We start from the raw sequence: 12,896 nt of genomic DNA, 5'->3' as shown, positions 1-12,896 counted from the left end.
AATTGGTCTACGGAACTTGTCTGTTGGTAACATTTTAGCTAAGGCAAGAAAGTAACATTAACTGATGAGGCAACACGTCGGCAAAACTAGTTGACGCCTAATAGGAGGGTTTTGATCTGAAGCAGGGTGTAATTTAATGTTACCCTGAGCATACGAAAGTACGCTCAGGACCACGACCAACTGTCGCAGGGCCGGCGCGGCGCGGCAATCATTGGTCACCTATAAATGCATGGACCGGGCCCGTGAATGAAAGCCCAGCAGTTGTACCGGCAGCTCACTGTTCATCCCGGTCTCCGCCCTCCTGAATAGAGTGCTCAGCAGTAACATGATATTCCCGGGCCAGACGCCAGACGGAGCCGCCGAACTCCGTCGCGCCAGCTATCTGCGACCAGTCCCCGCTGCGGACCTGTCATTTCCTGGCCACGGCAAAATCAACATGGCTGAGCGGGGTGTCGCCGGACTCTCCCGGAGTTTCCAGGACGAACCCGTCGGGGAATTCCGGGGCGGTGGGGGCCGGAAAGGCGGGCTGAACGGCGCCAGAAGGTGCGGACACAACCGCCCCGTCTGAGGGTACCGAGTAACACAGACTCTGCAATTCTCATCACCAATTCTCCTTCTGCCATCATGAACGGAAACCGGGCTACCGGCACCGCTGGTGTTGACCACTGTTTTCAGTTACGGGCATGACCGTCACGCTGGATGATGTCCCGCCACGGTATCCTGTTCTGACCGTGGTGTGATTTTCCCTGCCGTGACCGATAATTACATGTAGTGACGAGTAATGATGATGGTTCCAACACGTAATAAATGCTCTTTTGAGTGAGAATGAGCAGACCGCCAGAAAAACAGTCGGTTTTCTGATGTTTTTCGGGGAGGTTTAAATTCCGTCAAAGAGAAAATCGATTGCAGCTTTTATCTGTGTACGATACTGAGCCGCATCGCAGAATTCAGCCCCCAAGGCACGAATGGGTATACTCGCCAGTTCGTGAGTCATTACGGCGTATTCCCTGCCGTCCGTCAGTCTGATAATGGGGATCATTCGCTCCGGACGGGCAGCGCCCGGATATTTTTCAACAGGCAGCAGCGGGATCACAACCCGCCGGTTCAACTGCCCTATAATATCGCTCGTGACATCAAGCAACAAAGGGTAAGCCACGATTTTTCCTGTATTGCGGTATACAGTAAACTGCATCGTTAAAATGTCCTGTATTCATCGCTGAAGCAACCATGCTCATCATGAAAACGATTTAATGCCTCAAGGGCTTCCGTGTTTTCTTCCTGCCATTTTCTCGTGGCATGCTCACGCAGTTCCGCATCCAGGGCGGCGGTTAAGGTGGCGCTGAGGTTAATGCCGGCCTCACGCGCCAGGCTTAATAATCCCCGTTCCACAGTCACTGTGACGCTCTGAGTATTGCGTTGTTTTGCTGTCACCGGTCACTCTCCCGTGATGTCATCATGTGTTCATTACACGACATTATACACGCATCAGTAATCAGTTACAGCACTGAGGACTCCCTGTATTGACCTGCAACAAAAACCGTGAGTCTGCTCAGAACTGGTTTCTGAGCGGGCGAGGGGTTGGACAAGCCCGCAGGGCGCGTCAGTCTGTCATATCAGAGCACATCCCGGCTGTGCAGCCCTCACGTTATTCACTTATCCACCGGGTATTTTTTAAGCCATTTTTATTCTTTTATTTCCTTTTTATCCCCTTTTACTCTTTTTAGAAATCTGTGAGAGCGTACCAGACGGGCCTCTCAAGCCTGCTGTATGGGAAACAGCCCAGGTTCTTATGGGAAACACCCCGGGTTATTGTGGGGAACACCACAAGTAGCTATGGGAATTACCTCAACAATGTATGGGAAACACCACAAGTTACTATGGGAAATACCCCTGGTTTATCTGCAGCTCACATACCTGTTGATAACTCACGCATTTTACTTGTGACTTCAGCCCCCTCATGCCAGTATATGGGGAACTTAAAAACCCCCACATGATGATGGCGATGATTACGGAAGCGCTTAAGAAGTCAGTCAATATCAGCCAGTCCAATGAACTGACTGAGGCTGCTTACTATCTGCCCCTGCAGGCTAAACGTGTGCTGTGGCTTTGCCTTATGCAGTGTTATCCGTTGAAGGACGAGCCTGATACTGTGTCGCCTGTATTCACAGTAACCGTGGCGGATTATCAGAAGTTCTTTAAGGTCGGCGTGGACACTGCCTCCACTGACGTCAAAAAAGGCGTGACCGCTCTGGCCGACAGCAGCGTGGTGTTTTACCCAAAAGAAGGGGAGTTTGAAGAGGTGAAACGCCCCTGGCTGGCCGAAGCCGGTCTTAAGAAAGGGCGGGGAAAATGGCAAATCGAGTTCAACTACAAGGTGATGCCGTACCTGATGGGGCTGACCAGTCAGTTCACCACATACTCCCTGTATGACTGCGGGAAAATCAACAGTGTCCGGGTGATCCGACTCTATGAAAGCCTGTGTCAGTATCGTTCCAGCGGTGTGTGGGTCACCACCCAGGACTGGCTGTCTGAACGCTTCATGTTGCCAGAATCGCAACGCAGCAACTTTGCTGAGATGAAGCGGACCTTCATCAATCCGGCCCTGAAGAAGATAAACGCCAATACACCGCTTAAAGCGGCCATGACTCAGAATGAAGACGGTCGTCTGGTATTCACTGTTGTTGACACCAGAAGCTGACCCGGGGTATTTCCCATATCAGGCCAGCCCCCCATCAAACTTTGGGTATTTCCCATAACCTGAACTTCAGGTATTTCCCATAGTTAACGCGGGGCGAGTTGTTTCATCAGCGCTACCGCATCCGCTTCCGGCATGGCGAACTGAACCCGGTGCCGTGCGGCAACATCGAGCGCAAACACCTTCGTATACACCTCCGTCGAGCTGATACTTTTATGCCCCATCAGACTCTGCAGTACCTTTAATGGAATGCCGGCATATAACATATGCATGGCGTAACTGTGACGAAACGTATGGGGTGTCACCGGCACCGAGAACGTCACGCCGTCAGCCGCTGCGGCTTCAACCGCTTCCCCAATCCACGTACGGACCGTCCGGTCGGTGATCTCCCAGATGCGTGCCTTTTCCGTTCTTCCGGTGCGCTTATTGCGCCGTTCCAGCGGTATTTTCAGCGTGGCCACCATCATCTGCAGCTGGCTGACGTACTGGTGATCGGAAAGCGGCACCAGGCGATGAGTCTGGTTACCGGCCGGCATCCGTCCTGCCGTTCTGGCCGCCTTTTCCGCCCGCTGTTTCAGGGTGGCCAGTTGTACGAACGGGTAAGGCGGGGCCAGAGAAAAATTGGCCCGTGTCAGCGCCAGCGCTTCATTGATACGCGCCCCTGTGTTCCAGAGGGTGGACAACAGCACCCTGCGGTGCAGATCCGGAACGTAGTGGAGCAGGGCGCTCACCTCCGGCGCCAGCAGGTATTTTGGCAGCTCGTTCTGAACGAGGGCCATCTGGCGTAATGCCAGCGCAGCCGGGTAGTCAATGGCCACCGGCAGTTGCGCAGCAGGAAAGGTGCCCCCCTGACCGGGCAGCGCCGGCAGATCACGGTTCATCCCGGTCTCCGTCCCCCTGAACAGGGTGCCCGGTGGTAACATGATATTCCTGAGACAGCCGCCAGACCGCCCCGCCGAACTCCGTTCCCCCGACAGTCTGCGTCCAGGTTTCAGCACAGGCCAGCCACTTCTGCGCCACCACAAAATCCACATGACAAAGCGGCGTGTCGCCCTGTACCCCCGGGGTTTCCAGCACCAGGCCATCCGGCACACCGGGGGGAGGAGTGCCTGCCAGTCTGGCGGAGCGGCGCCAGAAGCTCCGGATACAGCCTCCCTGTTTCAGGGTGCCTGCCAGTATCTGTTCTGAAATCCTCATTCATTTCTCCTCTTCAGGATCGGCCTGTCCGGCAGGAGCGCGTGGTCCCCCGGCGGCCGCTTCCGCCACCTCCTGCAGGATCGGTGACCAGCCACCGGCAAACCATTCCCCGGGATCTTCGCCGTTCAGTACCTGCTGCAGCCAGCGGGACGGGGAACGCCGTTTTGCGTCACGAAACCATACCGGATGGTGCTGACCCATGACGGACCATAAATCGGAGTCGGACTCCGGCGGCTCAAAAACATACGCATGCATGACCCGCTCCTGACAGCAGGTCTTCAGGAATAACAGAAACGTTTTAAGATTGCTGTAGCCTCCGTTCCCCATACCGGATCCCAGGTAAAAAGCTTCCGTGACAATCCCCGTAGTGACAGAGCCGCTTTCTTCATCCTGCCGGAGGATCAGAAGTGTACCGTCATGACGTCCGCCCGTGATGCGGATCAGCTCGAAGATACAGCGGTTGTCATCGTCATCCGGCAGGAAAAATTCCCGCCAGCTGACGCCTGAATGGGTACCGAGTTTAACCAGAGGAAACATCAGCCCGTCACCGGTGGTGAGCCAGTCCGCACTGGTACCAAACCGGTTTTCAATCCGTTCAGCCAGATCCCGTGTTAACTCGCCTGTGCCATCGATACAGTCCAGGAGCAGTCCCGGGGACACGTTTAACCGGTGTGCTGCCCGTACCAGGCCGGCGATGAGTGTCTGCCTGTCCTGCCCCGACCCGGGGAAAAATCCGTCAGAGGAAAGGCGTTCAAACAGAGCCTGCAGGCGAACGCCGCATTCTCTCTGCCAGCGTTCGCGGGTGGACAGAATTTCCCCGCCCACGGGGGAGGCCGGATATTGTCTGGCCAGCGCGAGGCGGATCTCTCCCTCCAGTGACCGTTCATTTTTCATTGCTGACTGCTCAATGCGCGAAAACAGCGCATCGTCAACATTCCTTGCCTGTATTTTTGCCATGAATACACCATAAGTCAGATAAACTTTGACGACTGCATTTCAGGTAATGAATATATCACTGAATACACAGTTTCAGTTAATAAATAAAAAAACTCATAATGAGTCATTATGAATTCACAGATGGATTTTTACAGATAATAAACAGGCTGACAGTTTTACAGCGCAATTACCGTTTCGCCTTTTCGTTATGATCCGACTTTTTGTATATTCACAACTTTCCGGAAGTGTGCCACGGTCAGGGAATAAGCGAAGCGGTCTTTTCTGCCCCTGAACGCCGGGTCACAGGGAAGGTTCATAACACAACATCTGGTAGCAACAGCAGATGACTGAGCCTCTACATCTTGTGTTAGCGGGTCGCGGCGCGCCGGTGAGGATGAAGAAGATCCGGGAGTAGCTTTTTTCGGATCTCAGCGGAAAAAGAAAGAAGAAAGCCTATGCTTTGTATATCCATATGCCTACCATCTGCATATGCCAAATATATACATAGCCAAAACATATGTATATACTTGACATATGCACACACCCGGTGCTGTGAACATTTCGGATATGCTCCACATATCCATCTGCTCGGGAGAGAAAGAACATGAGAACCGTATCTATATTTAAAAATGGCAATAACCGCGCCATCCGTCTGCCCCGCGATCTGGATTTTGAGGGAGTGAGCGAGCTGGAGATTATCCGGGAAGGGGACAGTATTATATTGCGTCCCGTCCGGCCGACCTGGGGCTCATTCTTTGAACTTGAAAAGGCCGATCCGGACTTTATGGCAGATCGAGAGGACGTTGTCAGCGACGAAGGACGATTTGACCTGTGAAGAAGACAAAAGACCGGATCTACATGCTCGACACCTGCATCTGCTCGTTCATCATGCGTGAGCAACCCGCCGCCGTCATTAAACGCCTGGAGCAGGCGGTCCTGCGTAATCACCGCATCGTGGTTTCGGCCATTACTTACTCTGAAATGCGCTTCGGCGCCACCGGCCCGAAGGCCTCGCCGCGCCACGTGCTGCTGGTCGATGAATTCTGCACCCGCCTCGATGCCATCCTGCCCTGGGACCGGGCGGCGGTGGACGCCACCACGGACATTAAGGTGACCCTGCGCCTGGCGGGGACGCCGATCGGTCCGAACGACACGGCCATTGCCGGGCACGCCATCGCCGCCGGTGCCGTGCTGGTGACCAATAATACGCGGGAATTTGAGCGGGTGCCGGGATTAGTACTTGAAGACTGGGTAAAATAAGATAGTGCATTAATGACGGAATATTAAAAGAATGAGTGAACTGAAAATTGATAATCCCGCTCAGAGACTGCTGGATTTACTTGAGCAAGGAAACGAATATCAGAGGGATGATAATTGCCGCAAAGTCTGGCAAAAAATATTGCAGGTTGAAGATATGGAAGAACAGCATCTTCTTACCCGACTGGCATGTGCTATGGCACTGCCCGGACGCATAATCCAGGTCAGGGAAGACAACTTTTCCACTCTCCGCGGAAAATCAAACCACTGGAAAAGTCACGTGGATACAGCATTTGTCTCACAAAGCTTAAATGATGGCTGGCATACATTCCGGGATAACATTGATGATCGTACACTCACAGAACCTGGCATGTTGTCCGATCTGTTTGAAACCCGCGGAGCACATGCCGGTATAGCGGCAGAAGAAATTGATGATCTGCTGGAGCGGATAACGCAGTTACGTAGCGAGATTCGGGAGAGCGGGCTTTCTGCCACAATGAAAACCCTTCTGCTGAAACAACTGGCGCAGATGTCAACGCCACGATCTGTGACCGTTATTTGCCATTTTCATGCCCGCCAGATACTTTCTTTAATGATGCTGTCCGCTTTCCGCCATTTCATCGTCACTGATTGGCGTTGCGTTTTTGGCCAGCACTCCAGCTTTGCGTTTCTCCTTTAACCGGTAACTTTCTCCTTTGATATTCAGCGTGGTTGAGTGATGCAGCAGCCGATCCAGGATCGCCGTTGCCAGTACGTTATCTCCGAACATCTCTCCCCAGTCTGCGAAGCCTTTATTTGACGTAAGGATGATGCTCGCTTTTTCATATCGACGGTTCAGTAGCCGGAAGAACAGGCTGGCTTCCTCTCTGGTCATTGGCAGATAGCCTATTTCATCCAGGATCAGCACCCGGGCATAACTCAGTTGCTGTAGCTGACGCTCCAGCCGGTTTTCCTGTTTCGCTTTCATCAGCGTTGCGATCAGTCTGTCCAGTGGCATGAACAGTACCCGATGCCCTGCATCCGCCGCTTTCACGCCGAGAACAACGGCCAGATGGGTTTTCCCGACACCTGGAGGACCCAGCAGGATCACATTCTCGCAGCGTTCCACGAACGCCAGACCGGCCAGCTCCCGGACAACCTTACGATCGATGCCCGGCTGGAAGGTGAAGTCGAACTGCTCCAGCGTTTTGACCCATGGCAGACGCGCCTGCTTTAGTCGGGACTCCATGCCGCGCTGATGTCTGCCGTTCCACTCCTGCTGCAGCGCCATGCACAGGAACTCCCGGTAGTTCAGCTCTTTTTTAGCCGCCTGCTCCAGCAGGTTTTCTACGTGATAGCTCAGGTGCTCCATTTTCAGGCGACTCAGCAGCGCTTCAAGTTCAGGCATCACAGTAACTCCTCATACGCACTCAGAGGCCGATGCTCCACCATGCTGACCTGCTTCCAGAGCGGGGCATGATGTTCCGGCACTGTCTGCCAGCCGGACGATGCTGAACAGAGACGGTGTGATGCCACCAGTTGCTCATTACTGTAGATCCGCAACTCATCATCCAGCGATATTCGTATCGAGACCGGCTGACCACACAGCGTTTCGGGAACGCTGTAACGATTGCCGCCAACTTCGATATAGCTGTCCCAGGACACATGGCGGATGTCGAAGTAGCTGGTATCGAAGTCCGTATCCGGCAACGGCTGCAGATGTTCCTGTTCCAGCGCGAAGCGCTGCTCTGGTGTTTGTCTGAACTGGCGAAGCTCCCGTTTGTCAGCAACTTCAGCCATCCACTGCTCCAGTTGCTGGTTTACATGGGTGACGCTGTCGAACCTGCGGTACCGGACGAAGAAGTTCTCCTTGAGATATTTCACCATCCGTTCCACTTTGCCTTTGGTTCTGGCCCTGCGCGGGCGGCAGGCCCGGGGCAGGAAGTCATAGTGGTCGGCCAGCAACAGGAACCCGGAGTTGAACACCACTTTCCCGTTGTTATTCTTCAGCACCGCGGCTTTCTGGTTATCAACCAGCACCGTTTTCACACTGCCACCGAAGTAGCGGAAGGCGCGAACCAGTGACTCGTAGGTGTGCTCCGCATCCTGCTTTGGCGCGGCGAAGACATGGAAGCGGCGGGAAAACCCCAACGTATTAACCGCGAAGTTGACTTTGCACCGCTGCCCGGCAACCTCCACCTCGACTTCGCCCCAGTCATGCTGGAGCTGATATCCTGGCTGGGTTTCAAAGCGGACCGTTCTTTTTGATGGCCGCATTTTACGTTTGGGCTGGATGTAGTAACGCAGCATGGAACGTCCGCCCGTATAGCCCATTGCCTTTATCTCTGCGAGGATGACCTCGCTATTCCAGACATTCTCTGCCAGGCGCATGTCGATGTAATCCATAAATGGTTTCAGCTTAACCATTTTGTGGCGGGTCTTTCTGGCTGGCGGTTCAGGGTATTTGAGATAGCGTCTGACAGTCCGTTCAGAGCAACCCACCTGAGTCGCAATATCGACAATGTACGCACCCTGCTGGCGCATTTGCTTTATCATGTAAAAGTCCTCTCTGCTCTGCATGTTGATGTCCTTTCTGGTGTGAGAACCTTAAGGAAACAACATGTTGGGTGGAGCGGACAATGCTAATGGTGAATTACCGTCTTATATCACTGGCGCTAACAACAGGGAGCGCCTGTGCCGTTGTCAAACGTTTTGCCAGAAGCGGGTTACGCTTTCCTAAACGAGCATGGGGTGGTGCATGGGAGGGGCAGCTCATCTGGGGGCAACTCAGTCATGGGCGCGTGCTCAGCATGCTGAAAAATCCGTCTTACGCCGGCAGCTATGTTTTTGGCCGGTATCAGTATCACAGAAATATCACTCCTGATGGTCACGTGCAGGCACAGGTGAAAACTGTTCCCATGGCGAACTGGCGTGTGTATTTACCTGGTCATCACGAAGGATACATCAGTCAGGAAGAGTTTGAAGATAACCAGGTACGGCTTGCCCGTAACCGCACAAATGGGGAAGGATGCGTGTTAAACGGCCCGGCCCGGGAGGGGCTGACACTGCTTCAGGGACTGGTGATCTGCGGATGTTGTGGTCGGGCAATCACAGTGCGCTACCAGAACCATGGCAGTATCTGTCCGGTATACCTGTGCAACTGGCAGCGCCGGGAAGGCCTTGCGACCAGAGACTGTCTGGCTGTTCGCAGTGACCTCCTGGATGATGCAGTCTCCGCCGCGATGTTCAGTGCATTACTCCCGGCGGAACTGGAAATAGCTATTTCGGCATTAAAAGAAATTGAGCAACGTGATCAAGCAATTATGCGTCAGTGGAACATGCGTATAGAACGGGCTGAATATGATGCTTCACTGGCAGAAAAACGATATCAGGAATGTGACCCAGCTAACCGACTGGTCGCTGCCACACTGGAACGCCGATGGAATGATGCCTTGCAGCATCTGGAATCACTCAGGACAGAGTCTTCCCGGTTCAGAAACCAGAAAACCCGCATTATCACGCCAGATCAGGAGGCCATGATACTCGCTCTGGCGCAAGACCTGCCACGCTTGTGGAATGCTTCTACGACACAGCAAAAAGACCGTAAGCGTATGATAAGAATGCTTATTAAAGATATCACTATAGAGAAAAAAACCGATCAGCACCAGCTTGTTCTACATATTCGCTGGCAAGGAGGAACCTGCACAGATCTTCCGGTGGTTTTACCAAAACCGATTTTTGACGTGATGCGCTATCCGACAGTGATGGTGGATAGGGTACGTGAATTATCGCGAAATTACACCGATCTACAAATTGTGGAGCATCTGAATAATCAGGGGTTCCGCAGCCCTCATGGCAAACCATTCACTTTTGCCATGATTAAATGGATCCGCTACAAGTACAAAATTGCAGCGGCAAACCTGATGCGGCATGATGAATTTACAGTAAAGCAGGTTGCCAGCCGTCTGCAGGTCAGTACGCATATGGTTTATTACTGGATTTCCCGCCATGTTGTTGTAGCCCGCAAGCTGGATGGCAGAGGTGCATGGTGGATCACATTGAACGAAGCCAAAGAACATGAGCTGCGGAACTGGATACTCCGCTCAGCACACTTGGTAGAGTCTTAGGACGTGGTGTAAATTCGGCAGGATGGTGAGAGCCATCGGCTTATCCGGTAAGGTAATGGTTAATCAGACAATTATCTTAGAAGGAGCAAACCGATGGCTGACAACAGCATGACATTCAGCAACACCCTGATGCAACTCGGCGGCGAAGACTTTCTGCGCGAGCTCACTGAGTTCATGCTCAACCGTATTATGGAGGCTGACGTCACTCAGCGCATCAACGCAGAACGCCATGAGCGCAGCGACGAACGTGAGACTTACCGTAACGGCTACCGTGACCGCCAGTACAACACCAGACTTGGCACGCTGGAGCTGCGTATCCCGAAGTTGCGTGAAGGCTCGTACTTCCCGTCATTCCTTGAGGCCCGCAGGCTGTCTGAGAAGGCCCTGAATGCGGTTATTGTCAACGACGGGTAAAAAGTGATCCACTTACATCTCCACCGACGGTCTAATATTGATCCACCGTTTTACTCAGGATTAGCTTCCGCTATAACCCCGGCCTTTCGTTTCTGTTTCAGTCGATAGCTCTCTCCTTTTATTTGAACAACGTGTGAGTGGTGTAAGATCCGGTCCAGCATCGCGGATGTTAGCGCCGCATCACCGGCGAACGTCTGATCCCACTGCCCGAACGGCAGGTTGGAGGTCAGGATCATCGCGCTCTTTTCATAACGTTTGGCGATGACCTGGAAGAACAGCTTTGCCTCTTCCTGACTGAACGGCAGATAGCCTATTTCATCGATGATGAGCAGCTTCGGCGCCATTACGCCACGGTGAAGTGTTGTTTTATAGCGACCCTGGCGTTGCGCTGTGGACAGCTGAAGTAACAGATCCGCCGCCGTTGTGAAGCGCACCTTGATACCCGCACGTACCGCTTCATAGCCCATTGCTATTGCCAGATGCGTTTTTCCCACCCCGGATGGCCCCAGCAACACGATGTTCTCGTTGCGCTCTATGAAGCTCAGTGAACGCAGCGACTGGATTTGCTTCTGCGGGGCTCCTGTGGCGAAGGTGAAGTCATACTCCTCGAACGTTTTCACCGCCGGGAAGGCCGCCATCCGGGTATACATCGCCTGTTTACGCTGATGGCGGGCCAGTTTCTCCTCATGAAGCAGATGCTCCAGGAAGTCCATATAGCTCCATTCCTGAGCCACAGCTTGTTGCGACAGCGCCGGCGCTGCGCTGATAAGACTGTCCAGTTGCAGTTGTTCGGCGAGAACCATTAACCGTTGATGTTGAAGTTCAACCATTATGCGGCTCCTCTGCAGAACGTATCATAGATGGACAGAGGATGATGCAGTGGCTGCCTGTCGAAGGTCACCAGGCTTTCGTCTACCTGTACGTGATATTGTTTTTTCTCTGGCGGCAGAGCCAGCATGGACTGCTGTTCTTCGATCCAACGATCGCAGGGACGGGTCTGGATAGTTTCATGCTTCCGCTGGTTAGCGATATCGTGCAGCCAGCGCAGGCCGTAGCGGTTGGCTGTTTCAACATCGACGGTTATCCCCAACGGACGCAGGCGAGTCATTAGTGGGATGTAGAAGCTGTTGCGGGTGTACTGCACCATCCGCTCCACTTTGCCTTTAGTCTGTGCCCTGAAGGGGCGACACAGCCGGGGAGAGAAGCCCATCTCTTTGCCGAACTGCCAGAGGGAAGGATGGAACCGGTGCTGTCCGGTCTGGTAAGCATCACGCTGGAGCACTACCGTTTTCATATTGTCGTACAGAACTTCCCGAGGTACACCACCGAAGAAGCTGAACGCATTGCGGTGACAAGATTCCAGCGTGTCGTAGCGCATGTTGTCGGTGAACTCGATGTAAAGCATTCGACTGTATCCCAGAACGGCAACGAACACATGAAGCGGTGATTTACCGTTACGCATAGTGCCCCAGTCAACCTGCATCTGCCGTCCAGGCTCAGTTTCAAAGCGAACAACAGGCTCCTGCTCCTGAGGGGTGGCGAGTGAACGAATGAACTCTCTCAGGATGGTCATGCCACCACGATAGCCCTGCTCCATGATCTCGCGGGCGATAACCGTCGCCGGGATTTTATAAGGGTGAGCATCAGCGATTCGCTGGCGAACATAGTCCCGGTATTCATCCAGAAGTGAAGTAACTGCAGGACGCGGCGTATATTTTGGCGGCTCAGACTGCGCCCGCAAATAACGCTTTACAGTGTTACGGGAGATACCCAGTTCCCTGGCGATCGCCCGACTACTCATACCCTGCTTGTGCAGGATTTTAATTTCCATAACTGTCTCAAAAGTGACCATAAGCTCTCCCGAATCAGGAGAGCAGATTAACCCCTGGATCTGATTTCAGGCGTCGGATATGGATCACTTTCGCACCGTTAGTGACAGTTATCCAGGAAGCATGGATAAACGGCGTCTCCACCCGCAAGGTGGATGCCTTGATCCAGTCGATGGGGATGACCGGCATCTCCCGCAGCCAGGTATCGTCCATCTGTCGTGGTATCGATGAGCGCGTACAGGCGTTCCTGCACCGACCGCTGGAGGGCGAATGGCCTTACCTGTGGCTGGATGCGACTTACGTGAAAGTGCGTAAGAACAGCCGGGTGGTCAGTGTGGCCGTGATAATCGCCTGCGCGGTTAACCTGGACGGACGCCGGGAGATCATCGGAATGGGCATCGGCGAGTCAGAAGCCAAAGCGTTCTGGCTGGCCTTCCTGCTGAGCCTTAAAGAGCGCGGTCT

The 12,896-nt window shown here is 53.5% G+C and carries 14 protein-coding genes and 2 pseudogenes; 7 read left to right on the top strand and 9 right to left on the bottom strand.

The window, feature by feature from the left end:
- Nucleotides 1-877: 877 nt before the first annotated feature.
- Both ACLJRH_RS25850 and ACLJRH_RS25845 read right to left on the bottom strand, forming a co-directional pair.
- Nucleotides 878-1,192: a CcdB family protein gene (locus ACLJRH_RS25850; RefSeq protein ID WP_154074328.1), complete on the bottom strand. Its 315-nt coding sequence runs from the start codon at nucleotides 1,190-1,192 to the stop codon at nucleotides 878-880.
- Nucleotides 1,193-1,194: 2 nt separating this feature from the next.
- The gene (locus ACLJRH_RS25845; protein ID WP_080071031.1) at nucleotides 1,195-1,431 is read right to left on the bottom strand and encodes a type II toxin-antitoxin system CcdA family antitoxin; all 237 of its coding nucleotides are present in this window, start codon (nucleotides 1,429-1,431) and stop codon (nucleotides 1,195-1,197) included.
- A 526-nt stretch (nucleotides 1,432-1,957) separates the two neighbouring features.
- Here ACLJRH_RS25845 and ACLJRH_RS25840 point away from each other — a divergent pair.
- Nucleotides 1,958-2,698 carry a replication initiation protein gene (locus tag ACLJRH_RS25840; RefSeq protein WP_410958266.1) on the top strand — a complete coding sequence of 247 codons (741 nt, stop codon included), beginning with the start codon at nucleotides 1,958-1,960 and terminating at the stop codon, nucleotides 2,696-2,698.
- An 83-nt stretch (nucleotides 2,699-2,781) separates the two neighbouring features.
- Here the strand turns inward: ACLJRH_RS25840 and ACLJRH_RS25835 are convergent, their stop codons facing one another.
- From ACLJRH_RS25835 to ACLJRH_RS25825, 3 genes are read right to left on the bottom strand one after another with little or no spacing between them, the layout of a single operon-like run.
- Nucleotides 2,782-3,576, bottom strand: coding sequence for a site-specific integrase (locus tag ACLJRH_RS25835; RefSeq protein ID WP_410958265.1), 795 nt, complete (start codon nucleotides 3,574-3,576; stop codon nucleotides 2,782-2,784).
- Nucleotides 3,566-3,892 (bottom strand): cytoplasmic protein, encoded by a 327-nt coding sequence (locus ACLJRH_RS25830; protein ID WP_410958264.1) that lies wholly within the window; start codon nucleotides 3,890-3,892, stop codon nucleotides 3,566-3,568. The genes ACLJRH_RS25835 and ACLJRH_RS25830 overlap by 11 nt, the downstream gene beginning before the upstream one ends.
- On the bottom strand, nucleotides 3,893-4,849 hold the full coding sequence (locus tag ACLJRH_RS25825) for a hypothetical protein (protein ID WP_410958263.1): 957 nt from the start codon (nucleotides 4,847-4,849) through the stop codon (nucleotides 3,893-3,895).
- Between the two features lie 583 nt (nucleotides 4,850-5,432).
- Here ACLJRH_RS25825 and vapB point away from each other — a divergent pair.
- From vapB to ACLJRH_RS25810, 3 genes are read left to right on the top strand one after another with little or no spacing between them, the layout of a single operon-like run.
- Nucleotides 5,433-5,663: a type II toxin-antitoxin system VapB family antitoxin gene (vapB, locus tag ACLJRH_RS25820; RefSeq protein ID WP_079791992.1), complete on the top strand. Its 231-nt coding sequence runs from the start codon at nucleotides 5,433-5,435 to the stop codon at nucleotides 5,661-5,663.
- Nucleotides 5,664-5,686: 23 nt separating this feature from the next.
- The gene (locus tag ACLJRH_RS25815; RefSeq protein ID WP_240872528.1) at nucleotides 5,687-6,088 is read left to right on the top strand and encodes a PIN domain-containing protein; all 402 of its coding nucleotides are present in this window, start codon (nucleotides 5,687-5,689) and stop codon (nucleotides 6,086-6,088) included.
- Between the two features lie 31 nt (nucleotides 6,089-6,119).
- Nucleotides 6,120-6,764 (top strand): hypothetical protein, encoded by a 645-nt coding sequence (locus tag ACLJRH_RS25810; RefSeq protein ID WP_410958262.1) that lies wholly within the window; start codon nucleotides 6,120-6,122, stop codon nucleotides 6,762-6,764.
- On the opposite strand, the gene istB (ACLJRH_RS25805) is transcribed toward ACLJRH_RS25810, so the two are convergent.
- A complete protein-coding gene (istB, locus tag ACLJRH_RS25805) occupies nucleotides 6,675-7,472 on the bottom strand; it encodes an IS21-like element helper ATPase IstB (protein ID WP_410958261.1) in 798 nt (265 codons plus the stop codon). The genes ACLJRH_RS25810 and istB (ACLJRH_RS25805) overlap by 90 nt on opposite strands.
- Nucleotides 7,472-8,644, bottom strand: coding sequence for an IS21 family transposase (gene istA / locus ACLJRH_RS25800; RefSeq protein WP_001750025.1), 1,173 nt, complete (start codon nucleotides 8,642-8,644; stop codon nucleotides 7,472-7,474). Before istA (ACLJRH_RS25800) ends, istB (ACLJRH_RS25805) begins: the two co-directional genes overlap by 1 nt.
- A 59-nt stretch (nucleotides 8,645-8,703) precedes the next feature.
- On the opposite strand from istA (ACLJRH_RS25800), the gene ACLJRH_RS25795 reads away from it, so the two are divergent.
- The gene (locus tag ACLJRH_RS25795; RefSeq protein ID WP_410958260.1) at nucleotides 8,704-10,191 is read left to right on the top strand and encodes a recombinase family protein; all 1,488 of its coding nucleotides are present in this window, start codon (nucleotides 8,704-8,706) and stop codon (nucleotides 10,189-10,191) included.
- A gap of 93 nt (nucleotides 10,192-10,284) precedes the next feature.
- A pseudogene (locus ACLJRH_RS25790) lies at nucleotides 10,285-10,590 on the top strand (transposase); the annotation flags it as partial.
- A 65-nt stretch (nucleotides 10,591-10,655) separates the two neighbouring features.
- On the opposite strand, the gene istB (ACLJRH_RS25785) reads toward ACLJRH_RS25790, so the two are convergent.
- Entirely contained in the window at nucleotides 10,656-11,435 is a 780-nt protein-coding gene (gene istB, locus ACLJRH_RS25785; RefSeq protein WP_024360487.1) for an IS21-like element ISSen3 family helper ATPase IstB, read from the bottom strand.
- Nucleotides 11,435-12,457: an IS21-like element ISSen8 family transposase gene (gene istA / locus ACLJRH_RS25780; protein WP_410958259.1), complete on the bottom strand. Its 1,023-nt coding sequence runs from the start codon at nucleotides 12,455-12,457 to the stop codon at nucleotides 11,435-11,437. The genes istB (ACLJRH_RS25785) and istA (ACLJRH_RS25780) overlap by 1 nt, the downstream gene beginning before the upstream one ends.
- 77 nt (nucleotides 12,458-12,534) lie before the next feature.
- On the opposite strand from istA (ACLJRH_RS25780), the pseudogene ACLJRH_RS25775 reads away from it, so the two are divergent.
- A pseudogene (locus tag ACLJRH_RS25775) lies at nucleotides 12,535-12,896 on the top strand (transposase); the annotation flags it as partial.

Origin of the sequence: Salmonella sp. SAL04162 (assembly GCF_046551535.1) — a bacterium.
Classification (GTDB): Bacteria; Pseudomonadota; Gammaproteobacteria; order Enterobacterales; family Enterobacteriaceae; genus Salmonella; species Salmonella enterica.
Note: the sequence above shows the minus strand (reverse complement) of the source record. Positions and strands in the feature narration are given on the sequence as shown.